At 64.4% G+C, this 23,932-nt stretch carries 23 protein-coding genes; 14 read left to right on the top strand and 9 right to left on the bottom strand.

The genetic code is table 11. The features are described from left to right. Positions 1–263: 263 nt before the first annotated feature. A complete protein-coding gene (locus E3T38_RS05110) occupies positions 264–2,489 on the bottom strand; it encodes a UvrD-helicase domain-containing protein (protein ID WP_174775209.1) in 2,226 nt (741 codons plus the stop codon). 188 nt (positions 2,490–2,677) lie between these two features. Between E3T38_RS05110 and E3T38_RS05115 the strand changes: the two genes are divergently transcribed. The 5 genes from E3T38_RS05115 to E3T38_RS05135 are packed head-to-tail and all read left to right on the top strand — an operon-like array spanning position 2,678 to position 8,886. After that, the gene (locus E3T38_RS05115) at positions 2,678–3,874 is read left to right on the top strand and encodes a MalY/PatB family protein (RefSeq protein WP_134546786.1); all 1,197 of its coding nucleotides are present in this window, start codon (positions 2,678–2,680) and stop codon (positions 3,872–3,874) included. Between the two features lie 50 nt (positions 3,875–3,924). Then, complete coding sequence (locus tag E3T38_RS05120) at positions 3,925–5,289, top strand: O-acetylhomoserine aminocarboxypropyltransferase/cysteine synthase family protein (protein ID WP_134546788.1); 1,365 nt, start codon at positions 3,925–3,927, stop codon at positions 5,287–5,289. 20 nt (positions 5,290–5,309) lie between these two features. Next, on the top strand, positions 5,310–5,900 hold the full coding sequence (locus E3T38_RS05125; RefSeq protein WP_134546790.1) for a hypothetical protein: 591 nt from the start codon (positions 5,310–5,312) through the stop codon (positions 5,898–5,900). Further along, the gene (locus E3T38_RS05130) at positions 5,900–7,987 is read left to right on the top strand and encodes an ATP-binding cassette domain-containing protein (RefSeq protein ID WP_134546792.1); all 2,088 of its coding nucleotides are present in this window, start codon (positions 5,900–5,902) and stop codon (positions 7,985–7,987) included. Before E3T38_RS05125 ends, E3T38_RS05130 begins: the two co-directional genes overlap by 1 nt. Further along, a complete protein-coding gene (locus tag E3T38_RS05135; RefSeq protein ID WP_134546794.1) occupies positions 7,984–8,886 on the top strand; it encodes an ECF transporter S component in 903 nt (300 codons plus the stop codon). The genes E3T38_RS05130 and E3T38_RS05135 overlap by 4 nt, the downstream gene beginning before the upstream one ends. 84 nt (positions 8,887–8,970) lie before the next feature. Here the strand turns inward: E3T38_RS05135 and E3T38_RS05140 are convergent, their stop codons facing one another. The 3 genes from E3T38_RS05140 to E3T38_RS05150 all read right to left on the bottom strand — a co-directional run bounded on the left by E3T38_RS05140 (position 8,971) and on the right by E3T38_RS05150 (position 13,946). Then, positions 8,971–9,621, bottom strand: a complete 651-nt coding sequence (locus E3T38_RS05140; RefSeq protein ID WP_134546796.1) for a M23 family metallopeptidase — start codon at positions 9,619–9,621, stop codon at positions 8,971–8,973. A 149-nt stretch (positions 9,622–9,770) separates the two neighbouring features. Then, entirely contained in the window at positions 9,771–13,406 is a 3,636-nt protein-coding gene (gene metH / locus E3T38_RS05145; RefSeq protein WP_241984308.1) for a methionine synthase, read from the bottom strand. 90 nt (positions 13,407–13,496) lie between these two features. Then, positions 13,497–13,946, bottom strand: coding sequence for a hypothetical protein (locus E3T38_RS05150; RefSeq protein ID WP_134546798.1), 450 nt, complete (start codon positions 13,944–13,946; stop codon positions 13,497–13,499). A gap of 316 nt (positions 13,947–14,262) precedes the next feature. Here E3T38_RS05150 and E3T38_RS05155 point away from each other — a divergent pair, with 316 nt between their 5' ends. The 4 genes from E3T38_RS05155 to E3T38_RS05170 all read left to right on the top strand — a co-directional run bounded on the left by E3T38_RS05155 (position 14,263) and on the right by E3T38_RS05170 (position 16,730). After that, positions 14,263–14,757: a hypothetical protein gene (locus tag E3T38_RS05155; protein WP_134546800.1), complete on the top strand. Its 495-nt coding sequence runs from the start codon at positions 14,263–14,265 to the stop codon at positions 14,755–14,757. Next, entirely contained in the window at positions 14,757–15,776 is a 1,020-nt protein-coding gene (locus E3T38_RS05160) for a DUF6545 domain-containing protein (RefSeq protein WP_134546802.1), read from the top strand. Before E3T38_RS05155 ends, E3T38_RS05160 begins: the two co-directional genes overlap by 1 nt. Next, positions 15,769–16,263 carry a hypothetical protein gene (locus tag E3T38_RS05165; protein ID WP_241984309.1) on the top strand — a complete coding sequence of 165 codons (495 nt, stop codon included), beginning with the start codon at positions 15,769–15,771 and terminating at the stop codon, positions 16,261–16,263. Before E3T38_RS05160 ends, E3T38_RS05165 begins: the two co-directional genes overlap by 8 nt. A gap of 224 nt (positions 16,264–16,487) precedes the next feature. Next, complete coding sequence (locus E3T38_RS05170) at positions 16,488–16,730, top strand: hypothetical protein (protein WP_134546804.1); 243 nt, start codon at positions 16,488–16,490, stop codon at positions 16,728–16,730. 220 nt (positions 16,731–16,950) lie between these two features. Here the strand turns inward: E3T38_RS05170 and E3T38_RS05175 are convergent, their stop codons facing one another. Beyond that, positions 16,951–17,277 (bottom strand): antibiotic biosynthesis monooxygenase, encoded by a 327-nt coding sequence (locus tag E3T38_RS05175; RefSeq protein ID WP_134546806.1) that lies wholly within the window; start codon positions 17,275–17,277, stop codon positions 16,951–16,953. A gap of 253 nt (positions 17,278–17,530) precedes the next feature. Here E3T38_RS05175 and E3T38_RS05180 point away from each other — a divergent pair, with 253 nt between their 5' ends. Next, complete coding sequence (locus E3T38_RS05180) at positions 17,531–17,824, top strand: putative quinol monooxygenase (RefSeq protein ID WP_134546808.1); 294 nt, start codon at positions 17,531–17,533, stop codon at positions 17,822–17,824. A 96-nt stretch (positions 17,825–17,920) separates the two neighbouring features. Further along, a complete protein-coding gene (locus E3T38_RS05185) occupies positions 17,921–18,583 on the top strand; it encodes a histidine phosphatase family protein (RefSeq protein WP_134546809.1) in 663 nt (220 codons plus the stop codon). A 53-nt stretch (positions 18,584–18,636) separates the two neighbouring features. On the opposite strand, the gene E3T38_RS05190 is transcribed toward E3T38_RS05185, so the two are convergent. Both E3T38_RS05190 and E3T38_RS05195 read right to left on the bottom strand, forming a co-directional pair. Further along, on the bottom strand, positions 18,637–18,987 hold the full coding sequence (locus E3T38_RS05190) for an MmcQ/YjbR family DNA-binding protein (RefSeq protein ID WP_134546811.1): 351 nt from the start codon (positions 18,985–18,987) through the stop codon (positions 18,637–18,639). 22 nt (positions 18,988–19,009) lie between these two features. Then, positions 19,010–20,008, bottom strand: a complete 999-nt coding sequence (locus E3T38_RS05195) for an LLM class flavin-dependent oxidoreductase (RefSeq protein WP_134546813.1) — start codon at positions 20,006–20,008, stop codon at positions 19,010–19,012. Between the two features lie 301 nt (positions 20,009–20,309). Here E3T38_RS05195 and E3T38_RS05200 point away from each other — a divergent pair, with 301 nt between their 5' ends. The 3 genes from E3T38_RS05200 (at position 20,310) to E3T38_RS05210 (ending at position 22,290) form a co-directional block, all read left to right on the top strand. Further along, entirely contained in the window at positions 20,310–20,504 is a 195-nt protein-coding gene (locus tag E3T38_RS05200) for a hypothetical protein (protein WP_134546815.1), read from the top strand. Positions 20,505–20,627: 123 nt separating this feature from the next. Then, positions 20,628–21,488 carry a 3-methyladenine DNA glycosylase gene (locus E3T38_RS05205; RefSeq protein ID WP_370448990.1) on the top strand — a complete coding sequence of 287 codons (861 nt, stop codon included), beginning with the start codon at positions 20,628–20,630 and terminating at the stop codon, positions 21,486–21,488. 244 nt (positions 21,489–21,732) lie between these two features. Next, complete coding sequence (locus tag E3T38_RS05210) at positions 21,733–22,290, top strand: hypothetical protein (RefSeq protein ID WP_166805433.1); 558 nt, start codon at positions 21,733–21,735, stop codon at positions 22,288–22,290. A 55-nt stretch (positions 22,291–22,345) separates the two neighbouring features. Here E3T38_RS05210 and E3T38_RS05215 read toward each other — a convergent pair whose 3' ends face one another. Together E3T38_RS05215 and E3T38_RS17035 are read right to left on the bottom strand one after the other, a co-directional pair. Then, on the bottom strand, positions 22,346–22,759 hold the full coding sequence (locus E3T38_RS05215; RefSeq protein ID WP_198417306.1) for an ankyrin repeat domain-containing protein: 414 nt from the start codon (positions 22,757–22,759) through the stop codon (positions 22,346–22,348). Between the two features lie 215 nt (positions 22,760–22,974). Continuing rightward, positions 22,975–23,829 carry a hypothetical protein gene (locus E3T38_RS17035; protein ID WP_174775210.1) on the bottom strand — a complete coding sequence of 285 codons (855 nt, stop codon included), beginning with the start codon at positions 23,827–23,829 and terminating at the stop codon, positions 22,975–22,977. Positions 23,830–23,932: the final 103 nt, after the last annotated feature.

A 23,932-nucleotide genomic window follows, 5' to 3' on the forward strand; every position in this document is an offset into this window, starting at 1 on the left:
GAGAACCCTCAGGTTCCGGCACGGAGCCGGTTGCAGCGGGCGGGGCGGTGAGGGTCATGGCGTCAGTGCCTCCTTCACCCACAATTATAACCCGAATCGCTCCTGTAAACGAGGAAATCTCAGTAAATAGCGAGGGTTTTTTGCAAGTTAAATACTATGCCGATTACCGAGGGCTGCCCGGTACGACGACTCGAAGATTCGGTGCTCGGCTTCGTCTTCGATGTCGCTTCCCTGACCGTGTATTCAGGTCAGCGACGCCAGAATTATGCACGACCGAGCGGCGCGTCCCCGACCAGGTAGAGCCGCTGTGTGGCCCGGGTCATCGCTACATAGAGCGCGCCGGCGCCACGCTCAGAGGCGGCGAGAATGGCAGCCGGGTCGACGACGATGACCGCGTCGAATTCCAGCCCCTTGGCATCCTGCGGTGTGAGCAGCGCGATCTCGCAGCTGAGGCCAAGCGCACCAACGCCGAGCAGATCGCCGAATTCAGCGCGCAGGCTAAATTCAAGGCCGTCGAGAGCAGCATCGACGACGATCACGGCGAGGGTGCCGCCGGTTCCAAGCGCCAGGTCGCGGCGTACCGCGACCGCGGCATCCGCTACCGTTTCGACCGGCCACTCGCTCGACCGCACCGTGCGGGAGCGCGTGATGGGCAACCGATGTGACATCGCGACCGTCTCGGCCGCCGTAGCTATCTGGCTCGGCGTGCGATAATTCACGGTCAGTTCTTCGAGCCGCCAGCGGTCCGCTTCGGGCGAGCCGTCGAGAACCGGCTGCAACGCCTCTTTCCAGCTGGCGGATGCCGCAGAACTGGCTGCCTGCGCGATGTCACCGACGATCGTGAACGACCGGCGCGGACCACGCCGCAACACCAGCCGCCACTGCATCGGGGAAAGTTCCTGGGCCTCGTCAATGACAACGTGGCCGTAGGTCCAACTGCGATCCCGGGCGGCACGCTCGCTGGTCGTTGCGCGTTCATCGAGTTCGGCGAAACTGGCGGCGAGGTCCTTCGCGTTGACGAGGCCCTTCACCTGCATGTTTTCAATAGCCGTTTCGGCATTCTCAACGTCGCGCTTACGCTGTTCCTTGAGCGCACGCTTCTTCGCCTGGTCGACCGCGTTGTATTCACCGAGCAGCTCCGCAGCCTCATCGAGCAGCGGAATGTCGGCGATCGTGAACTCAGCCGTGCGCGGGCGCGCCAGCAGCTTGCGCTGGGCGAATCGCCAGCGCGGAGTGAGCTCCTCCAGCCACTGCGGCCGCGCATACAGATCTTGCACCAGTTTTTGCGGCGTGAGCGGCAGCCAGGCGGTATTGAGCGCGATCCGCACATCGTCGGCCAGGCGTAGGTCTTCGCGCAGCATGGGCAGATCGGTGTCGTCCATCGAACGGCCCTGCTGCTGCAGTTGCTCAAGCCAGACCCGGGAAAGGGCGTTGATAGCGGTCTTCACAAAGGTCACTCGTGCCTCGTTGTGGGTTTTACCGGTGCCACGAGCGCGCGCGATCGCATTGGCGACGAGCTCGGGCTGCAGCACGATACGGTCGCCGTTCACGACGAGCTGCTGCGGGGCAGACGGGGTGCGCTGCCGGGAATACACGGCTCGCGCAATGAGGTCGGCCATGAACGCCTGGCCTTTCAGCGCCGCGACGGCGGGGGCATCCTCGTGGATCGCTTCGACGCCGGGAAAGAGTTGCCCGACCGAAGCCAGCACGACACCCGTTTCACCGAGAGAGGGCAGCACGGCCTCGATGTACTGGAGAAATGAACGCGACGGACCGATGATGAGCACGCCGCTGTCGCGCAGGCGATCCCGGTGCGTGTACAGCAGGTAGGCGGCACGGTGCAGCGCCACGGCGGTCTTACCGGTGCCGGGGCCACCCTGCACGACCAGAACACCGGCCAGTTCCGAGCGGATGATGCGGTCCTGCTCCGCCTGAATGGTCGAGACGATGTCGGACATGTGACCGGTGCGCTGTGCGGTGAGCGCCGCGAGCAGGGCGCCCTCGCCCTGATGTGTGCTGGCATCGGGGTCGGCGAGCAGGGCGGCATCGAGAATTTCGTCTTCGATGCGGATGATGGTGCGCCCCTTGGAGAGCAGGTGGCGGCGGGCTCTGGCGCCGAGCGGCGTGGCGGCTGTGGCCTGGTAGAAAGCGCTTGCCTGCGGCACACGCCAGTCGAGCAGCAGCGGCTTGTGATCTTCATCACGCAGGCCCACCCGGCCGATATAGCGGTAGACCGAGTCGCCGGAGTCGTCTGGCATGGTTTCGAGCCGGCCAAAGGCCAGTCGGTCGTCGACCTCGCGCAGTTGCACGATGCGGTCCTCGTAGAGGCGAGCGAAGGTGTCGCGTTCGCTGCGGGATTGGTGGTTACCGCCTACGTCTTGGCGGCGCACCGCTTTGAGCTGGCCTTCAGCCTCTTCCTGCAGCGCATCGAGCCGCTCATACAGCGCCCGAACATAGTCCTGCTCTCGAACAAGCTCCTGGTCAATCACGAACACCCCTTAAACCCAAGCCCCTAGTTTAGTCGCGGTCAGCGTGGGCCACGCTGCACGTCTGCGCGTCAGATTGAGCTGCCCGCGAACGGTTACCCGGCTCGCCAGCGCGGCGTCGGCATCCGCTCATGTGTCGAATGTTTACGTGCCTGTTCGCTTATTCTCGACGGCTGGAACAAGCTGTGGTCATGTCAGTCATCAAGGTCGCACCGCTGGAGCATATCCGGCGCGAGCGCAGCAGCATCAAGTGGACTCGGTTTCCCGCCGACGTACTTCCCTTGTTCGTTGCCGAGATGGACTACCCCCTCGCCCCGGCCATTGTCGCCACCCTCGTGGAGCGGGTTCAGGCTTCCGACACCGGTTACCTCGACGGCCCCGGCCCGCTCGCTCCGGCCTTCGCCGCATTTGCTCTGAACCGTTGGGGCTGGACCGTTGACCCTGGCCACGTGCACCTGGCAACCGACGTGAGCGTCGGCATCGTCGAGGCCCTCCGCCTGGCCGTGCCTGCCGGCGGCCGAGTTGCGATCACCCCGCCGGTCTACCCGCCGTTCTACGAACTCGTCGAAGAGGCCGCGGCATCCGTTATCGAAACGCCCCTGCTCGAGCAGGGCGACAGTTGGGCGCTCGACCTCACGGCACTCGAAACCAGCTTCGCCGGCGGCATCGACGCTTTTCTGCTCTGCAACCCGCACAACCCGCACGGCATTGTGTGGCAGCGAGAGACGCTCGAAACGCTGGCCCGACTGGCCGCGCAGTACGACGTGTTCGTCATCTCCGATGAGATCCACGCACCGCTCACCTACCCGGGCGTCACCTTCACGCCGTTCGCCCCGCTGGCCCTGGCCGCCGGGGCCCGCGCGGTCACCGTGACCTCGGCGAGTAAAGGCTGGAATGTGGCCGGGCTCAAGTGCGCGGTCGTCATCGCCGCCGATGACGCCACCAATGACCTGCTGAACCGGCTACCCGAAGAGGTGGCCTGTCGCACCAGCATCCTCGGCCTGCACGCCAACATCACCGCCTTCTCCTGTACCGACTGGCTCGACAATGCCATCGATCAAATTGTCGACAACGATTCCTTGCTGGATTCCCTGCTTCGCGAACATCTGCCCACTGTGATCTACCACCGGCCGCGCGCCAGCTACCTCGCCTGGCTCGACCTGCGCCACCTCGGCCTCGGCGAGAGCCCGTACCAGCGCATTCTCGACGACGCCCGCGTCGCCCTCAACAACGGAGAGTGCTTCGGCCTCGGCGGCCAGGGCTTCGCCCGGCTCAACCTGGCCTGCTCACCCGACACCCTGCGCGAAGCCGTCGCCCGTATCGCGGCGCTCGTGGCACGAGTTCATGCCGCGTCTGCTGCTTTGACGACGCCGGTAGCCGTCTCATGACGACCACGGATGCCCCGCTTCAGCCCGACACCGACGCAACAGGAAGTTTCATGGCCACGCCAGCACCAACAGCAACTTCACGCAATTCTGATGCCACCGAAGTGGTCGCGCCGATCACCGATTGGGACGCCTTCAGTTTCGACACCCGCCAGGTGCACGTGGGCGAGTACGCCGACGAGAACCGCGGCGCGCGCATTCCGCCGCTCACCCTGAGCGCCGGGTATGTCTTCGATTCCTTCGACGACGGGGCCGCCCGGTTCAACGGCGGTTCCCGCGAACCCATCTACTCCCGGCAGGGCAACCCCACCAACGCGGTCGCCGAACAGCGGCTCGCCTCACTGGAGGGCGGCACGGCCTGCGTTGCCGTGTCGAGTGGACAGGCCGCGATCAGCGCCGCACTGTTCGCCCTGGCCGAATCGGGTGAGCACATCGTTTCGACCGCGAGCATCTACGGCGGCACCCGCATTCTGCTCGGCCGGAGCTTTCGACGCATGGGCATCGAGGTGGACTACGTCTGGGACACCGACTCCGATGCCGCCTGGGACGCGGTGATTCGGCCGGAGACCAAAGCGATCTTCACTGAAACCATTCCGAACCCGCGCAACGACGTCGTCGACATCGCCCGCATCGCCGCCGTCGCCCGCCGCCATGGCATTCCGCTCGTCGTCGACAACACCGTCGCCACGCCGTACCTCATTCGCCCGTTCGAGCACGGCGCCGACATCGTCGTGCACTCGACCACCAAGTTTCTCAGCGGCCACGGCGCCGGGGTGTCGGGCGCCATCGTCGACGGCGGCACCTTCGACTGGGCGGCGAGCTCCCGCCGCTACCCACTGCTGACCGACTCGTTGCGCCCCGGCCTGCCATCGCTGCTCGACCGGTTCGGCCCGGCCGCCTACGCCCAGTACGTGCGCGAGGCCGTCGTGAACGATGTTGGTCCATCGCTGTCGCCGTTCAACGGTTTTCTGCTGCATCAGGGCATCGAAACCCTGTCGCTGCGCATGGAACGTCACGTCGACAACTCCATTGCGATCGCGCACTGGCTCGAAGAACAGCCCGAGGTCGAAGTCGTCGACTACGCCGGCCTGCCGAGCAGCCCGCTGCACAAGATCGCGCAACAGTACTACAACGGCCGTACCGGCTCGGTGTTCGCCGTCACCGTCAAGGGCGGGACCGAGGGTGCCCGAGCGTTCACGAACGGTCTGCGGGTGTTCAGCCGCATGACCGGTATCGGCGACACCCGCTCGATGGTGCTGCATCCACTCACCACCACCCACGCGTCCTTTGCCCCCGATCTGAACGCACGCCTCGGCATAACGGCCGGCATGCTGCGCCTGTCGGTGGGCATCGAATCGCTTGACGACCTTCTGCTTGACCTCCGCGGGGGGCTCGACCGAGTCGCCGGCATCCTCTAAACGCTAGGTATTCTGAGTTCATGACCTTCACCGCGCCATTTTCCTCTGCGCCCACTTTCTTCCGCAGCACGGGTGCGCGCACCACAGCTGCACTGGGCGCGCTCGTTCTGCTCGCTGCACTGAGTGGATGCGCCACCGCTGATTCCGGCGCTGGCTCGCCGGCACCCGCTGCCGCCACCGCCACCGCTGAAGCGGGTGCTGCGGCCGTCGACTGCGCCGGCGTCAATGTGATCGTCGACTTCGGCACCCTCGACGCCGACTCGGTCAGCGGATGCGTCGACGCGACAGCGGCGACGGCCGCGAGTGAGGCCCTGGCCACAACCGGCGTCACGACCGCAGGCAGCGTGGAATACGGCGACCAGATCGTCTGCCGCGTCAACGACCGTCCGTCCGCCGACGAGACCGTCGTGGTCGAGGGCCAGGAATCGTTCACCGAGAGCTGCGCCTCGATGCCGCCCGCGTACGCGTACTGGGCGCTCTGGGTGAAGGCCACCCCCGACGCCGACTGGGCCTACGCCCAGGAGGGCCTCGGCACGCTCCAGGTCGAACCCGGCCAGTCCGTCGGGCTCGTCTACACCACGGGTACCGAAACGCCGACGCCCGGCAGCTAGTGCTTCGCCTGCGCCTGGCCCCGCTACGCGCGGCAGTCGTACTCGCGGTCGGCTTCGTGCTGCTGCGGGTCGTCTACCGGGTGGTCTTCGGCGGCGCAGGCGCGGGCGCGGGCTCGCTGCTGCTGGATCTTCCCCTGCTGCGGCTCGACGGACCGTTCAGCCACATCACGCTGCTCGGCCCGATCACCCTGGTCGGGCTCGGCAACGCCGCGCTCAGCGCACTCCCGGTCGCCGCCGTCATCGTGTTCTTCGGCCTGCTCAACGCCGTCGTCAATGTGCAGGCGTTATTTGCCCGCGGCGCTGGCCGCGGACCGCTGCGGGCAATCTCCCGTTCGCTCGTGATCGCCTGGGCCACATTTCCGGCGCTGCTGGAATCCGTGCGCCGCGTGCGGGTCGCCCGCGCCCTCCGCGGAGAACGGTCGATCGCATCGCTGCTCGTGCCCATCTTCGAGCAGACGATCGAGCGCGCTCTCGCGCTCGCCGCATCGATGGAGACCCGCGGATTTGCAGCGACCCGCGTCGTCCCGGGCGTCTGCGAGGCACCCGTGGTGCTGACGGATGCCGGTTTAGATTTCGGCGCAGACTGGCACCTCGACGAGCTCAACGTCACGCTGCGGCCCGGCACGCTGACGGTCATCGTCGGCGCGACCGGATCGGGCAAAACCAGTCTGCTGCACAGCATGAGCGGCCTGTTCCAGCATTTCTACGACGGTACCCAGCACGGTCATATCGACATTGCCGGCGCCGACCGGGCCTCGACTCCCCCACGCGACACCGCCGGTTTCGTCGGGCTCGTCGCGCAAAATGTGCGGCTGGGGTTCGCCGCCGAAACGGTCCACGACGAGATCGGCTTCGCCTTGGCCGTGCGGGATGTCGCCGCATCCATCGTGCATGCCCGCGTTCTCGAGGTGGCCGCCCGGCTCAAAATCGAACACTTGGTCGACCGGCCCATCGAGCAGCTCTCCGCCGGTGAAGCCAGCCTCGTCGCGATCGCGGCGGCGCTCGTGAATAACCCCATCCTGTTGCTGGTCGATGAACCGCTCGCCGACCTCGATACAGCCGCCCGCGACCGGGTCTGCACTGTGCTCGGCCAGCTCGCCCACGAGGCCGGGGTCTGCGTCGTCATCGCCGAACACAACACGAGCGAGTTCGCATCGACAGCGGATGGCTGGCTCCAGATTCGAGGCAGCCGAGTGCACCACCTCTCCCCCGAAATCGGCGCGACGATGACACCGGGCCGTGACGCAGACTCGAATGGCCGACGCCCCGCCGATTCGCCCGCCGTTTCGTGGGATACCGCACTGCCATCATGCGAAAACGGTGCGGGTATCTCAGCGGCGACGCAGAGCGCGACGCTGGATTTCGGCTCTGTGCCTTTGATGCCGCTCGCGAGCATCCGTCGACTGAGTGTTCGGCACAAAACCGACCTGGTCGTCAACGACGTGTCCTTCGACGTGCAGGCGGGCGAACTCGTAGCCCTGCGCGGTAGTAACGGCGCCGGCAAGACCAGCCTGCTGCGGGCGATCGCGCTGCCGACCGCTGCCGACACCGTCATCGTCGCCGGGCACGATGTTCATTCCCGCAAGCGGCGAACGCGCCGGCAGTCCGTGGCGCTCGTACCCGAGAATTTCGACGACCTGCTGTTTGCGATCACCGTGGCCGAGGAATGTCGCCGCGCTGATCGAACGCTGCGCGAACCGAATTTTAGACGCGGCCTTCGCGCCGTCCCTCACACCGAACGCAGCACAGCAGCCCTTTTTGCCCATCTACTCGGCTTCCCTGCCCCAACGGATGCCGCGCCCCTGTTGCAGCGCCACCCGCGCGACCTCTCGGCCGGCGAACGCCTCTGCCTCGTCATGGCCATTCAACTCGCCGCCCGGCCTGCCCTGCTCCTCGTCGACGAACCTACGCGCGGCCTCGACCAGACGGCGCGTGCGCTCGTGAGTGCGGCGTTGCTCATGGCCGCCGGTACGGCCTCAGCGGTCATCTTCGCCACCCACGACGACGACTTCGCGCAGGACCTGGCCACGCGCACCGTGCATATGCAGGCCGGGCGGCTCGCCGCGCCGATCGAGGTGCTTTCATGACCGGCGAATCGACCACCGCTCGGGAGAACACAGCCCGCGAGAACGCAGCCACCGCCAAGATCGCCCTCAGCGACCGCCCCCGCGAGCGCGCGGGTCAGGCGCGGCCGCGCCGCAGCATCCGCTGGACGGAGGGGATTCTCGGTGGCGGCAGCCTGCTCGCCGCGGCCGCGTTCGCCTGGCCGTTCTTCGTCGGAGCCGTGCCGGCGAACGCGCAGGTCGCGGTTCCGATCGTGGCGTTCGCGCTCATCCCCGCGCTCATTGTGGCCTTGGCGCTCACCCTCGACCGTGAAATGTATACGGCGAAGACCGTGGCATTGCTCGGCGTGCTCTCGGCCGTCGGTGCCGCGGTGCGCATCGCCGGCGCCGGCGTCGGCGGAGTCGAGGCGGTGTTCGTGCTGCTTATCCTGGCCGGGCGGGTCTATGGGGCCCGGTTTGGTTTTCTGCTCGGTCTGCTCACCATCGCGGTGTCCTCGATGCTCTGGGGCGGCTTTGGCCCGTGGACCCCGTTCCAGATGTTCGCCTGCGGCTGGGTCGGCGCCGGTGCCGGTCTGCTGCCGCGCTGGCAGAACGCCACGCGGCGGAATTCTTCCGGCCAGCGCATGCGCGCCACCCGCGAAATCTTTCTGCTGGCTGCCTATGGGGTAGTCGCGTCGTACCTGTTCGGGCTCATGATGAACCTCTGGTTTTGGCCGTTTGCGGTGGGCAGCGGCACCGATATCTCTTACACGGCGGGAGCCGACCCCGGCCAGAACCTTGCCTCGTTCGCGCTCTACTCACTCGTCACGTCGACCCTCACCTGGGATACCGTACGCGCCATCACGACCGTGGTCGGTATTGCGCTGGTCGGCCCGGCCGTGCTCGCGGCCCTGCGCCGAGCCCGCCTGAGCCCCCGCCGGTGACCGGTCTGGCGGATTGTCTCTGCGGGAACATCTGCTCCGCAATCCGCGTCTCGGAGTCGAATCACTCAGGGATTCCCGCGCATTTCATGAGGCGTTGAACGTCTCACCGTTTCTTGGCAGCCAATTGTCGCCGCTGACGTGAGGGCGCTTAAAGATGATCGGACGTCCGCGCGCCGTCTGCCAGTCAGTTGAGTCCGTGACTTGCACGTGCACGTGCGGTTGCGTGCTGTTACCCGAATTCCCGCATGAACCAATGGTCTCGCCCACCTCGACTACTGATCCCACTGTGACGTTCACCGTTCCACGCCGCAGATGCGCGATGAGCACGAAGGGCCCAGACGAACCCATCGCGATAACCACGTGATTCCCTGCGATCGCGCGGACGCCCTCCCGAATGCGGCGGGCTTGCGAGAGAGCATAAGGAATGAGCGCCAATTGTGAGCGGCGGGCCTCATGATCAAGCTCACCAGCGATCGCGGCAACCACCGTGCCCGATGCCGGCGCGAGGATTGGTGCGCCGAATCCGACGAAGACCTCAGGGGACTCTGTTGCCAGCACCGAGCGCCAGCCGCGTTTTCCCGAATGACCGCGTTCGTTGACGGCGACGAAGTCGATTGCGAATGTGGTGCCGAAAAGGTGAGTGCCGTGGCTAGGAACACGGTTCGCGGGGCTGTTCTCCGTGATCCACCGGCCCCGGAACGGTAACCGGAGCACAACTGGAACAGTTTCCAACATCCCAGCACCTCCGCTGGCCGCGCAAAATTGTATCGTCCAGGCGAGCCACACGGTCAGTGTACCGAGAAGCACAATTCACCCCAGCCCCACCATCCGCCACCACGGGCGCAACGACATTGACACCGTGCGGATCGGTTCGCGCCGTTCACCTATACCGAGAAGTACTTTGCCTCCGGGTGGTGGAACACGAACGCGTCGGTCGACTGCTCGGGGTGCAGCTGCAGCTCCTCTGACAAGACCACGCCCATCCGCTCAGGCTTGAGCAGCTCGACCACCTTGCGACGGTCCTCCATCTCGGGGCAGGCCGGGTAGCCCAGGGAGAACCGGGCTCCGCGATACTCCAGTTTGAACATACCGGCCACGTCACTCGGGTCCTCGTCGCCGACACCGAATTCCGAGCGGATACGCGAGTGCCAATACTCGGCAAGGGCCTCAGTGAGCTGCATGGTGAGCCCGTTGAGTTCCATGTAGTCGCGGTACTGGTTCGCGGCGAACATTTTGGCCGTGACCTCGTCGACGTGGGCGCCAGCGGTGACCAGCTGGAGGGCGACGACATCCGTTTGCCCGCGTTCTCCAGACGAACCGGTGTCGCGCCCGCGCACGAAGTCGGCCAGGCACAGGTGTTTGTCACGGCGCTGCCGGGGAAAGTTGAACCGCAGTCGATCGGTGCCGAGCTCGCCGCCGGAGCCGCCGTCGGGCGCGAGCAGTCCGGCCTGGCCGAGGTGCCCGGTGGGGTCATCGCCGTGGTGCAGCACGACCATGTCGTCGCCGTCGGCGACGACGGGAAAGTAGCCGTAGGCGACGGAGGCGTCAAGCATGCCTTCGCCCAGGATGCGGTCAAGCCAGTAGCGCAGGCGCGGCCGACCAACAGTATCGACCAGTTCCTGGTAGCTCGCGCCGTCTTCGGCCCGGCTGGGCTTGAGCCCCCACTGCCCCATGAAGGTGGCGCGTTCGTCGAGAAAGGCCGAGAAATCGGCGAGGGCAACACCCTTGACGATGCGGGTGCCCCAGAACGGCGGTACCGGAATCGAGTTGTCGCTCGCGACCTCGGAACGCCCGGGCATCTCTTCGGGTTCGGTCAAGGTGAGCAGGCTCTTCTTGTGAATACGTTTCTTCAGCGGCGGCAGTCCCACCGAGGCTGGGTCGGCGCCGCGGGCGATGGCCACGAGCGGCTCCATCAGGGCGAGGCCCTCGAAGGCATCGCGGGCGTAGCGCACCTGCCCGGCGAAGACGCTGTCGAGGTCGTCCTCGACGTAGGAACGGGTGAGGGCCGCGCCGCCGAGCAGAATCGGCCATTTGTCGGCGAAGCCGCGCGACTGAAGCTCGAGCAGGTTCTCCTTCATCACCACGGTGGATTTCACGAGCAGCCCGCTCATGCCGATGACGTCGGCGTTGTTCTCCTCGGCGACCCGGATGAACTCCGCTATCGATTGTTTGATGCCGATGTTGATCACGTCGTAGCCGTTGTTGGTGAGGATGATGTCGACGAGGTTCTTGCCGATGTCGTGCACGTCACCGCGCACGGTGCCGAGCACGATCGTGCCCTTGCCGGCCGCTTCGGATTTTTCCATGTGCGGCTCGAGCAGGGCCACGGCGGCTTTCATCACCTCGGCTGATTGCAACACGAAGGGCAACTGCATCTCGCCGCTGCCGAAGCGGGCGCCGACGACCTGCATGCCGACGAGCAGGTGCACGTTGACGATATCGAGCGCGCTCAACCCCCCGGCTCGGGCAAGGTCGAGGTCAGCTTCGAGGCCCTTGGCCTCGCCGTCGATGATGCGGCGTTCGAGGCGTTCGCCCACTGGCAGGGCGGCGAGTTCGGCGGCGCGCTCGTCTTTCAGAGCGGCGGAGTCGACGCCGGCGAACAGGTCGAGTAGGGCCACCAGCGGGTCGTAGGTGAGTGTGCCTTCGGCGTCGTATTCTCGGCGGTCCCAGACCAGGTCGAGCGCCACCTTGCGGCGGTCGTCGGGCACCGAGGCGAGCGGCACGATCTTGGCCGAATTCACGATGGCCGAGTCGAGGCCGGCCTCCGTGGCCTCGTGCAGAAAGACCGAGTTGAGCACCGAGCGCGCAGCGGGGTTGAGCCCGAACGACACGTTCGAGACCCCGAGGGTCGTGTGGATGCCGGGGTACTTCGCCTTGATCTGGCGAATCGCCTCGATGGTCTCGATGCCGTCCCGGCGGGTTTCTTCCTGGCCGGTCGCGATGGGAAAGGTCAACGCGTCGACGATGATGTCCTCGACCCGCATTCCCCACGTGTTCACGAGGGTGTCCACCAGACGGGTGGCGATGCGCACCTTGTGCTCGGCGGTGCGGGCCTGGCCCTCCTCGTCGATCGTCAGGGCGATCACAGCGGCGCCGTGCTCCTTGACGAGCGGCATGATGCGGCCGAACCTCGACGTGGGCCCCTCGCCGTCTTCGAAGTTGACCGAGTTCACAACCGGACGACCACCGATGAGTTCCATGCCGGCCTGCAGGACGGCCGGCTCGGTGGAGTCGACGACGAGCGGCAGGGTCGAGGCGCTGGCCAGTCGGGAGACGACCTGCTTCATGTCGGCGACGCCATCGCGACCGACGTAGTCGATGCAGACGTCGAGCAGGTGGGCGCCGTCACGCACCTGGCTGCGGGCGATGTCGACGCAGTCGTCCCAGTTTTCAGCGAGCATGGCATCGCGAAAAGCGCGCGAGCCGTTGGCGTTGGTGCGCTCCCCGATGGCTAGAAATGCGCTGTCCTGGTCGAAACTGACGTGCTGGTACAGACTCGCGACGCCAGCGTCCGCTTCGAGGGTGCGCGGTTTCGCGGTCACACCACGCAACCGTTCGACCACGGCTGTCATGTGTGCGGGAGTCGTGCCACAGCATCCGCCCACGAGCCCCAGCCCGAATTCCTTTACGAACTGTTCGTGGGCCGTGGCCAGCTGCTCGGGGGTGAGCGGATAGCTCGCGCCAGTCTTGGTCAACTGCGGCAGGCCGGCGTTGGGCATACAGATGACGGGCACCCGGGAGAACTTCGACAGGTGACGCAGGTGCTCGCTCATCTCGGTCGGTCCGGTCGCACAGTTCAAGCCGATAGCGTCGATGCCGAGTGGCTCGAGCGCGGTCAGCGCGGCGCCGATCTCGCTGCCCATCAGCATGGTTCCGGTGGTCTCCACCGTCACCTCGACGAAAATGGGTAGGCGGATGCCGGTCTCGCTAATGGCCTGCTTGCATCCGTTTACCGCGCTCTTGGTCTGCAGCAGGTCCTGCGAGGTCTCGATGAGGAAGGCGTCAGCGCCACCACGGATCAACCCGAGCGCCTGCTCGGCGAACGTGGTCTTGAGGTTGGCGTAAGTGGTGTGGCCGAGGCTCGGCAGCTTGGTGCCGGGGCCCATCGAGCCGAGCACCCAGCGCACCCGGCCGTCGCGGACTTCGAATTTTTCTGCGCTGGCGCGTGCGATCTCGGCGCCGAGTCGAGCGAGCTCCTCGATGCGATCTTCGATCCCGTAGTCCGAGAGGTTCGACCAGTTCGCCCCGAAGGTGTTGGTCTCGATGGCGTCGATGCCAGTTTCAAGGTAGACGTCGTGAATGGCCGCGATGATGTCGGGGCGGCTCACGTTGAGAATCTCGTTGCAGCCCTCGAGCTGCTGGTAGTCGTCGAGGGTGGGGTTGTGTTCCTGCAGCATGGTGCCCATAGCGCCGTCGGCGATGACGACAGAGTTGGTGACAGCATCCAGCAGTGCCTGGGATCGGGCCGGACGCGCCGCATCGACCGGTGTCTTGGCCTCAGGATTTTGCATAGTGCTCATTGGCACAGCTTAACGGCGGGTCCGAATTGATTGCGGCCCCGAAGTAACGTTTCTTAGCGTTCGGGATTATGAGCGGCGCGGCAAGCGTCACTACGAGTGGCGAGCGCCACCCGGTTCCCCGGTCACAATCCAGCCGGTCGCAAAGCGATTCTTCGTAGTCTGCGCCGACTCGCCCCCATCGCGCTGCAGATTGTCCTCCAAAATCTTGGCCTCAATCGCACGGGCGCTGTCTCCATTGCACACCCACACCCTGATTGTGCCGCCGGATGCACTTGGACGTTTTGGCATAGACCAGACCTGAACCACGACACTGTGACCGGACTGTGCGATGCGCCAGGCTGCACGAACGGCCAGCAGATTCGACGCCGTCGTGGCACCGTCCACGCCGGTGACGACCTCCGTCTTCGTTTGAGCGTTGCACCAGCTATCAAAGCTCAGGGTGACGCGCTGATCGATTTCGGCGGGTACGAGCCCCCGCAACCACCTCAGCGCGAGGACGTCAACGCTCGTACCACTCTGAGATGCCGCATCATGAGGCATCGTGGCGCCGTCGATCGCGCCACGAAAGATCGATCGACCGTTCTGTCGCTTGGAGCCCCCGACTCGGAGGCACCAAGCACGCAAATTCCACGTAAAGCGCAGCCTGTGCCCGCGTGCTGGACGGCCATAGCCAGTGTCAGACACCGGCATCAGAGCCCCCGCATTACCGCCAGTTACGAGCCGAGCCATAGCTGTTCCTCCCCTAGGCCAACGTTGGACATGTCTATCGTAGGGCTTCCCCGGGCCGTATGCCGACACTTTCGGTGACCGGTCTCGGCAAGGGGTAGACTCGGCGTATCAACACGGGGGTAGGGGATTGAGCTACGAGTTACGCCAGAAACGGGCGCACACGATTGTGACCGAACTCGGTCTGCCCCGGCCGCTCACGGCCGAACTTTTGCACCGACACATGGAAACGGTGCGGGGCAAGAAGATCGTGATTCACAGTGCGACTCCGCGCATGCTTGAGGCCGGGCTCTGCGGTCTCTGGATCGCCGTGGCCGGCGAAGATTTTGAACGGATCTACCATGCACCGACTACGTCCAGGGTGCACCGCCAGCAGTTCATCAATCATGAATACGGCCACATGATCCTCAACCAGGAGAAAGAACTGCTGTCGGCGGAACGTATCGCACTGCTCGCACCACTCATTCCTCTCGACGCTATCGTCCATGCACTGGCCCGAAGCCGGTTCACCGACGAACAGGAAGCATTGGCAGAGGCCATCGGCGACCAGCTGGCCTTGATCATGTTGAGCGATGGGCCCAAAATTGCGCTGGGTCTCCGGACCGGTTTTGGTCAGGTGTTGTAATGCAGACCACCGTGCTGACCTTCGTGCCCGTCGTCCTCTGGATCGCCGTACTCTTATGCGCACCCTCGGCCATTCGGGGAACACGCCGCCCGCTTCTCTGGTTCCTGATCATGCTCGCGATGAGCATGAGCTTGCAGGCACAACCGGTTTATCGATTTGTTGATCCGTTTCTGGGCGGAATCAATGCCACGTATTTTCTCTTCCATGCCCTGACGATCATAGCTGTCGGCCTACTGGACGTCCTCGTTCAAGAAGCGGTGTCCGTCGGTGGAATCACGCGGAGGCGTCGACGGGTGACGGCTCTCGTCGCCAGCCTGATCATCGCAGCGCAGGCAATTCTGTTCTTCTCCAGCGACTGGCGTATTTCGGACGATATTTCCCAGTCTTTCGTTGCCCGGTGGGATTACACCGCATATGCCTCGACAACGTGGCTCGCCATGGCAATTTTTGCCATCTCCGTGGCCTATGCATGTTTGTCGGACATTCGTAAGCAGCCCAGAATGGTCATCAGGTTGTCCTTGGGATTTATGATTCTTGGCTGCCTGAGCGTTCTGATTTATGCACTCATCAGCCTGATCAGTTCCGTGCAATCCAACTTGACTCCGGGTTTTATCTTCCAAGGGTGGCCGCGTGTGGCGTACGTTCTTGCGCTCCTCATCGCGCCTCTAAGCCTGGCAGTCGGTCTCGGACTTACCGCAACCGTCGACGGGCTCATTTCGAGCCGAAAGACCTATCACGATCGGGTGTTGTTGTGGCGCATCACACCAATGTGGCACCGCTTGCTCTTGACTGCGCCGGACCTCAGCATTGACCGAAAGCTGACTCGTCCTGGCCTGCTCGTCGTTCGGCAACCTGGTCTGCACTTATACCGTCGGTACGTTGAAATTCGCGACACCCTGCTTCTTGACCCGACGCAGGCCGTGTCGTCGGCCGAACAATCGATCATCGATCGGGTCGAACGGCAAACCCAGGTGCCGCCCGGACCGATCCGACACGATGGGATCAATACTGTTGTCTAATCTGCCGGACCACGAGTCCCCCACGCCAAACCCCCGTCCGACCGTCAGCCCCCAGGTGGAGCTGGCCCGAAAGCTCAATCTGCTACTTGATGTGGTTGTGGCCGAAGGCAACACCCCATATACCTACAAGCAGATCGAGCACGGGCTCAAGAACAAGGGTGTCGCCTTGTCCCGGGCACGCTGGGCCTACATGATCACGGGCGAGGGCCCGCTCGTCACTGACGCCGCTCTCCTCACCGGAATCGGTGAATTCTTCCGCATCCCTCCGGAATATCTGCTCCACTCCGATGGCGAACTGCCCGACCGCGTAGACGCCCAACTCACGTTTGTGAAAACCCTCCGCGTGCGGAGGGTCGTCAGTTTCGCAGCGCGAATGCTCGGGGATGTGTCTCCCGAGACCTTGCGTTCCATAACAGAGCTCCTCGAAGCAGAGCCGCCTGACCTCGATGCTCCAGGGTCGGAGACCCGGCGTCGTCATGAGGTCTAAACAACAAGCTCAAGCGAACGCCGCCCGTCATGTGGCTGCCGATGATTGGGAGGCTAGCTTCCGTCAAATGGCACTGTATGACTTCGGTAACGACGTCAACGTTGGTTTCGTCCTGGCGTACTTTAGGAGCTTCGCCGTTCCGCAAATATCGGAGGGACTTCTCGCGTCCGGCGAAATCACGCAAAGACCGGGCAAACGGTCGACAGATACCGGAATTGTTGTGTATGAAATCATTACGCACGGTTTTGACAGCGGGGCGCACCATGGTGAGCCTGCTGCGCCGCGTGCATGCGGGCGTTCCCGGTACCGATGATGATTTTCTCTACGTCCTGATCAGCCTGCTTATCGCGCCGCTACGGTGGCTTGATAGCCACGGATGGCGAGCCGTGGAGCCAACAAGCTTCCCCACCTGGTGCGCCGTTGGGACCGAGGAATCCTGGGTGCGGTCATTGGCGACGTGCGGGTGAGCGCGCCCCTCGGCCTACCATCGCCGGGCCGCGGTTTGACCGCCGGAGTGCGTGCACTTCTGAAGGTGCGGAACCTGCGGACCGCACACTCGGCACCTTCAGAACTGCCAGTCTTTGCTTCTGGCGCGGCGACGACGATCTACCCGACCGGTTATAGGCTTTCCGAAATCGGCCCGCCTGAGTCGCGCCGGTAGTACATCGAAACGTCCGTCGCCCAGGGTCAGTGCCCGGTACCGCCAACGATGGCGTACGACCACAGCTCGCTACTGACACCGACCGGGCGCGCGGCCGGTTCGCCCTCTTTCGGCGTCTCGCTGCGGTGTCCGTGGGCGAACGACGGAGAGCTCAACCAGGCCTGGAACGATTCTTCGTCGGCCCAGCGAGTCAGGACAAGCCAGGTGAGGCGGTCATCGGTCGGCTTCAACAGCTCGAAGCCCTCGAAGCCGGGCCGGTCATCGACGGCGCCAGCACGGGCAGCAAATCGGCGGGCAAGCTCGTCGCCGCCATCGCTCGGCACGGTGATGGCGTTAATTTTGATAATCGTCATGAAACTGCTTTCTGTTCGAACGCGCGAAGTGTATTTTCTCCATGCTGCCACTCTCGGCTGCCAGACCGCGCCGGCGCTACTGCGAGCAGCCACAGCCGTGCGATCGGCCCATCTGAATCCCTTGGCACACCGTGTTGCCTATGCTCGAACTATGCGACCTGTCTCCTGATCGGTCCGGGCGTGCCGGACTGCAACGTGATAGACCACGTGTAACCGAATTTTTCCCGTAATCTCAACCCTGTTTGGAGCAACTATGCCGATCACCGCTTTTCTCGATATCCATGTCAAGGCCGAGTTCCTCAGCGAGGCTCCCGAGGTGTTACACGACACTCTGCTGACCACCCGCGCCTTTGATGGATGCCTCGGTGTCGATGTGCTCGTCGATACCGAGGACCCCACGCACTTTGTCCTCGTAGAACAGTGGGTCTCGCTGGAGCACGATGCCGCCTATCGCACGTATCGTGCTGGACCGGGTAAATCTTCTTTGGGACCGATCTTGTCCGGCACGCCCGTGCTCACCAAGTTCGAGATTGCCACGGACATCTGACGAAACCGCCGCAGGTGCCGCTCGAAACCCTCAACGCTGCGGCCGTTGACGCACCGACTTCTCTTGCTCGGTCACGTTGCCTATGCTGAGGGGTATATGCGACTTCTCCTGATCCGCCATGGCCAGACTCCCGGCAACGTTCTCGGACGGCTTGACACCGCGCATCCGGGGCCTGGCCTGACCGATCTCGGTCTGCGCCAGGCAGCGGCGATCCCCGATGCGTTGCGCTCCGAGCCAATTGATGCCATCTTCGTGTCGACGCTGCTACGCACCCACCTGACCGCGCAGCCGCTCGCCGCCGATCGCGGCCTTGAGTTACGGGTCGCGACCGGGTTACACGAGATCGAAGCCGGCTCGATTGAGGGGCTACGCGATCGGGCCTCCGTTCGTACGTATCTGGAGACCGTGATGGCGTGGGGCACCGGCAACCTGGATAAGAGGATGCCGGGAGCCGACGATGGCCACGGCTTCTTCCGGCGCTTCGACGCCGCCATCGCGCTTGCAGCCGCGGACTCTGAGGTCGCCGCGGTCTTCAGCCACGGCGCAGCTATTCGTGTCTGGACCGCGGCCCGCGCGCAGAACGTTCCGGCGAGCTTTGCGGGAGAGCACGAGCTCGACAACACCGGTGTTGTGGAATTCATTGGCTCACCCGACGAGGGCTGGACCCTGCTGTCCTGGGCCGGCCTGCCGGTGGGCGGGATGGCCCTTGCCGATCTGGGTGCTGCCGACCCCCTGGGCGACCCACTCTCCGGGGTGTGAGTCGGGGGGCGTGAGTCGGGGTATCCGTTCTCCGGCCTGACACACCAGCCCCGCTATTTCGGCCGGGCGCGGGGAACGCGGGGCCGCACCAGAGCGTGGCTATCGCGCAGCAGCTGTTCGACCAGCTCGACAGGCACATGGCCATCGAGCACGATCGTGATCCAGTGCTTCTTGTTCAGGTGGTAGCCCGGCGTGATCCACAGCGAAAATTCTTCCCGCAGGGCACGGCCCTCTTCCGGATCACATTTAAGCGACACGGTGAACGGCACGCCCGCCAGGGCTGCGAGGGCAAAGATTTTACCGTTGCCACTGGTTTTGAAAACGCTCGTCTCGTTGCCGAATGGAAATGTTTCTATCGCCTGGGGCAGGCCCAGACAGAGGTCGACGAGCGCGTCCGGGTTCACTCTGCCAACCTAGCCCCGTGAGCTAGACAGTGACGAGGTTCATCGCATCGGCCGTGAGCTCGACCGAGCGCAGGCGGTCCTCGATCAATGGAGACTGGTGAGCGAGAATGAGCTCATCGGCCCCGGTTCCCTCGGCGAACTCCTCAAGGTAGGCGCGCACCTCATCGGCGGTACCAACCGCCGAATAGCGCATCATGTCGGCGATATTGCGGCCCTCCGGCGTGGTCAGAAACATGTCGATCTGGTCGTCATCGTATTCGGGGGTTGCCGGCCCGCGAGAGAGCATGCCGCGCACCCGGGTGCGGCGGGTCGACTCAAACTGTGCCACTGCATCCGCTGTGTCGTCGGCGGCGATCACGTTGGCCGCAATGATGAGGTGCGGCGCTGCAAGCTGCTCTGACGGCGTGAAATCACGGCGGTAGAGCGCGATCGCTTCGTGCAGCGCGTCGGGCGCGAAATGCGAGGCAAAAGCGTAGGGCAGGCCGAGCGCTGCGGCGAGCCCGGCACCGAACAGCGACGATCCGAGAATGTACAGCGGCACATTGGTACCGGCCCCCGGCACGGCCTGCACGCCGGGCACGATCGACTGGCCGCGCAGGTAGGCCTGCAGCTCTATGACGTCCTGCGGAAACTGGTCAGAAGCGCGCGGGTCGCGGCGCATCGCCCGAGCGGTGTTCTGGTCGCTGCCGGGCGCGCGACCCAGACCCAGGTCGATGCGGTCAGGATAGAGCTCGGCGAGGGTTCCGTACTGTTCGGCAATCACGAGCGGGGAGTGATTGGGCAGCATGACGCCGCCGGATCCGAGCCGAATCGTGGTGGTTTGCCCAGCCACGTGCCCGATCAGAATGCTCGTTGCCGATGATCCGATGGTCGGCATGTTGTGGTGCTCGGCATACCAGACCCGCTCATACCCGTGTTTTTCGGCCGTCTGGGCAAGCGCAACACTCGCCGCGAAGCTCTCCCGAACGGTCTGGCCGGGGGTGATCGGAGCAAGGTCAAGGATGGACAGCGCAATAGTCATACTGGGAGCAACACTTTCGCGCGGAAATCGTTACCCGCTGCCCGAAATGGGCAAGGCGCATCTCCGGCAGGTAGAAAAATGATATATTTTCGTCTTCTTGCAGACAATTTGTACCTCGGCGATCTACCCTCGAACGGATAGACCAGCTCCGCCGCCGCCGCCGGAGAGTGACATCGGGCTTCAAATCGGATCGAGCGCCAACAATTCGCGCACGATCAATCGAGGCGAAGCGCCTGATCCGGCACTCCCGTTCGCCGGGACAACTCGCCTTGAGGTGCCCGACTGAAGAGGAACTACAACCATGACCGACGACGAACTTCTCCTTGAGATCGACTACACCAATTACAACAGCTCCTGCCGCGACCCGCACATCACGCCGGCCGAGGACCTCGTTGAGTGCCGCCGCCCGCGCGGCCACGACGACGACATGCACGGCACCCGGGCCGGGGTGCGTGCCATTCGTTGGACGGCCGGCGTCACTCCCCTCGCCGCGTAAACGCACCGTACGGCCTGCTCGACGGGCTTTTCCCTAACGGGGACTTCTCCATCCAGCCCATCGACAGGGTCGTTCTGCCCGTCGTCGGCCTCCGCTCCAAGCTTGACGGCGTAGGGTCGATGCGTGCAATTGACTGAGCAGACCCTGGTAGTTGAGTCAACGGCATGGCGTGACCTCGAGCAGGCCCACGAGGCTCGCGCAGACGCGCTCACCCGAGAGCGCCGCGAGCGCGCCGCAACCGGCCAGAAGCATCCGGTCGATGATTTTCTGTTCACCTACTACCCGTTCCGCCCGGGCCTTTTGCGCCGTTGGCATCCCGGAGCCGGGGTTCTGCTGCAGGGCGCGGCCGATTTTCCGCGAGCTGGCTGGAAGTGGTACCGCACCGAGGCCGACGATAGTCGAGTGGATGCCGTGGCCTTCTGCGAGAAGAACGAGCGCGTTATCCACTTCATCAAATCACTGCTCACGGCGACCCGGCAGAGGCCAGCACACTTCGGCTGTTTCGGTCTGCACGAATGGGCGATGGTCTACCGGCAGGGTGAGCATCGCCATATGGCGCCGCTTCGGCTCGGCCAGGCTGTCACCGATGCCGTCGTCGATATAAATCGCATCGGCTGCAGCCATTTCGACGCGTTTCGATTCTTCACGCCCGCCGCTACCGGTCTGAACCAACTGCGACCGACGAGGGAGAACCAACCGGTTCTGGAACAGCCGGGGTGCCTGCACGCCGGAATGGACATCTACAAGTGGGTGATCAAGCTTGGCCCGCTGGTTCCCGGCGAGGTTTTGCTCGACTCCTTCGAACTCGCGCGCGACATTCGCCAGCTCGACATGGAGGCCTCGCCCTACGACCTCGCCGATTGGGGCTACGCGCCGGTCGCTGTTGAGACTGCCGCCGGTAAGGCGGAGTATGTGCGCCGCCAGCGCGGTTTCACCGAGCGCAGCAACATCTTGCGTGACCGCGTCGTGGGCCTGCTCGCTTAGAGAAACTCCCCCGCTTGCCATCGGGAAGGGGTTGCCAGACTCTTCTCAGGCTCTGCCATCGCCACCCGCGGACGCCCCTCGTGGCGGCGATCGACCCACGTCACGGCGAGCATTATCCCCACCAAAAACAATGCATGACACCCATTTGGGGTGCCTCGACCAAACCGGATGGAGCAGGGCTCCGGACCATCTGTGCGGCCCGAGTGAACTTCGGGCTGGAACAGAAAAACGAATAGGAGCTCTCATGAATATGATCACGAAGCATACGAACATTCGCAAGATCACCGCGCTGGGAATCACCGGCGCGGCAGCATCCGCTCTCATCATTGGAGGCTTTGTCGCCCCCGCCCAGGCGTTCGACGGCGACAGCACCAGCACGACGACGAGCACCGACAGCTCGTCCGAGCAGAACCGCCTTGACGTTATCGGCGACCTGTTCAACCTCTCTGGCAACGACTCGACCGGCAACGGCGTGCTCGGCAACGACACCTCCGTCGGGGGCGTCGGCAACGGCGGAATCCTGAACGGCGGCGTCGTCAACGGTCCGCTGGTCGATGACTCGCTCAACAACGACATCGGTGATGTCGCGTCGGGCAACGAGGTCGGCAACGACGCGTCCGTCGGCAGCGGCAACGGCAACGACGTTGTCGCACCGATCGAAGCTCCCGTCACCGCCCCGGTTGACGCCGGTAACGGCACCGACGTTGGCACCGACGTCGATGGCGTCGACGTTGAAAACATCGACGGCTCGGTCGACTCGATCGTCAACGATGTTCTCGGCGACCTCGGACTCGGACGCTAACGCGCTCGACTAGAAGTGAGGGCGTCTCCCACTCGGGGGGCGCCCTTTTCTTGTTTCAGCCGCGCGGGTACGACTCGATGATCTCGCGCATGCGCGGCAGGCCGAACTGGTCGGCGATGGCCACGCCACTGTGCGTGCCGAGGTCAGGGTCGGCATCCGCTTCGAGGAGCAATCGCAGAATCGGCTCATTGTCGCGAAAAACCGCACACGAGATGGCGGTCTGGCCCATGCCATTGATAACGGATGCGTCTGCCCCGCGCCGCAGCAACTCAGCGACGGTATCGGGATGCTGCTGGTACGCCGCGACGATCAGCAGCGTGTCTCCACGCGGGTTGACCACGTTGAGGGGCACTCCGGCGTCGATCATCTCGCCCAACGGACCGGCCAAGCCGTCGCGGGCGAGGTCGAAAACGCCCTCGATGACCTGCGAGCTGATAGCTCCACCGGGTACTTGCGTGTTCTCGTTCACTGATACTCCCGCTCGACAATCGTGTACCCAGCGTATCCGTATCGGCCCGTCGCGCGAGGTGCATGTCACAGTTTGGGTTCCTGAGTGGCTGGAACTGGCGGCGCGATAGATGGGATGCCGCACTCGGAGCGCGCCGACGTGGATCGCCTAGTTCCTCCCTTACGAGAACGTGACGCATTGGGAACCGCCCGGCTACGACGTACCGCTACCGTGCGCTAGTACCAGCCCGATGCTTCCGACTTGTCCCAGGCATCACAGGGTGTGCTGTACCGACTCGCGATATAACCCAGGCCCCACGAGATCTGGGTCGCAGGGTTGGTCTGCCAGTCGGCTCCGGCCGAGGCCATCTTGTTGCCGGGCAATGCCTGCGGGATGCCGGTGGCACCGCTGGAGGCGTTGTAGGCGTTCACGTTCCAGCCTGATTCTTTGTCCCACAGGCTCACCAGGCAACCAAACTGATCGTCACCCCAGCCGTACTGGTTCGCCATGAGCTGACGCGCGATTTGCTGTGCAGCGTTGGGGTCTGCTGGAGCGGACGGGCGGGCCGGTGCCGCCGGGACGGCATCGGCAGCTTCGGCCTCAGCAGCAGCCTCAGCAGATGCAGCCTCAGCAGCAGCAGCAGCAGCAGCAGCAGCAGCAGCAGCACTAGCTTGGGCAACCGCTGCCTGCTCGGCGGCAAGGCGATCGACCTCGGTCGTGGAGGCGTGCACACTCGCGGTTNCACTCGCGGTTTCGGTTGTCGTTACGTCGACGAGCTCGAAAATGCGCTCCGGAGCAAGCAGGGTGACGTGGGAGAGCAAGGCAACGGACTCCGACAGGTCCGTGGCATCCGTCTTACCGTGCGCTGCAGCGATGACGACGCTGGCACCAGACACGGCACTTTCAGAGGCCTGTTCGGCACGCGCTCGCAAGCGCCCCGCATTGAGTTCCAATTGCTCGTCGTGTCCAGCGCCGCTGGAGGCAAGCGCTGTCATGACGGCTGTGCGCGCGTTTTCGTCTGCGACGCTGGATTGCACCGCGAAGCCGGTGCCGACAACTGCGGCGATAGCAAAGATGGCGCCGGCTGCCAAGAAGCGGGTCCGCTTCCGGCTCCGGCGACGACGCACAGTCTGAATGCGGCTCGCGTCAGTCTCAACAGGTGTGGTGGGCGTGGTTGGAGAAGAGATAGGCCTA

The sequence above is a fragment of the Cryobacterium sp. Hb1 genome (assembly GCF_004403585.1).
In the GTDB taxonomy this organism is placed as follows: Bacteria; Actinomycetota; Actinomycetes; order Actinomycetales; family Microbacteriaceae; genus Cryobacterium; species Cryobacterium lyxosi.

Excerpts from the sequence above, each read along its gene's own strand:
- E3T38_RS05115 (WP_134546786.1), top strand. The coding sequence starts at position 2,678 with ATGTCAGTCATCAAGGTCGCACCGCTGGAGCATATCCGGCGCGAGCGC.
- E3T38_RS05120 (WP_134546788.1), top strand. The coding sequence starts at position 3,925 with ATGGCCACGCCAGCACCAACAGCAACTTCACGCAATTCTGATGCCACC.
- E3T38_RS05125 (WP_134546790.1), top strand. The coding sequence starts at position 5,310 with ATGACCTTCACCGCGCCATTTTCCTCTGCGCCCACTTTCTTCCGCAGC.
- E3T38_RS05135 (WP_134546794.1), top strand. The coding sequence starts at position 7,984 with ATGACCGGCGAATCGACCACCGCTCGGGAGAACACAGCCCGCGAGAAC.
- E3T38_RS05140 (WP_134546796.1), bottom strand. The coding sequence starts at position 9,621 with ATGTTGGAAACTGTTCCAGTTGTGCTCCGGTTACCGTTCCGGGGCCGG.
- metH (WP_241984308.1), bottom strand. The coding sequence starts at position 13,406 with ATGAGCACTATGCAAAATCCTGAGGCCAAGACACCGGTCGATGCGGCG.
- E3T38_RS05150 (WP_134546798.1), bottom strand. The coding sequence starts at position 13,946 with ATGCCTCATGATGCGGCATCTCAGAGTGGTACGAGCGTTGACGTCCTC.
- E3T38_RS05160 (WP_134546802.1), top strand. The coding sequence starts at position 14,757 with ATGCAGACCACCGTGCTGACCTTCGTGCCCGTCGTCCTCTGGATCGCC.
- E3T38_RS05170 (WP_134546804.1), top strand. The coding sequence starts at position 16,488 with ATGAAATCATTACGCACGGTTTTGACAGCGGGGCGCACCATGGTGAGC.
- E3T38_RS05175 (WP_134546806.1), bottom strand. The coding sequence starts at position 17,277 with ATGACGATTATCAAAATTAACGCCATCACCGTGCCGAGCGATGGCGGC.
- E3T38_RS05180 (WP_134546808.1), top strand. The coding sequence starts at position 17,531 with ATGCCGATCACCGCTTTTCTCGATATCCATGTCAAGGCCGAGTTCCTC.
- E3T38_RS05185 (WP_134546809.1), top strand. The coding sequence starts at position 17,921 with ATGCGACTTCTCCTGATCCGCCATGGCCAGACTCCCGGCAACGTTCTC.
- E3T38_RS05195 (WP_134546813.1), bottom strand. The coding sequence starts at position 20,008 with ATGACTATTGCGCTGTCCATCCTTGACCTTGCTCCGATCACCCCCGGC.
- E3T38_RS05200 (WP_134546815.1), top strand. The coding sequence starts at position 20,310 with ATGACCGACGACGAACTTCTCCTTGAGATCGACTACACCAATTACAAC.
- E3T38_RS05210 (WP_166805433.1), top strand. The coding sequence starts at position 21,733 with ATGAATATGATCACGAAGCATACGAACATTCGCAAGATCACCGCGCTG.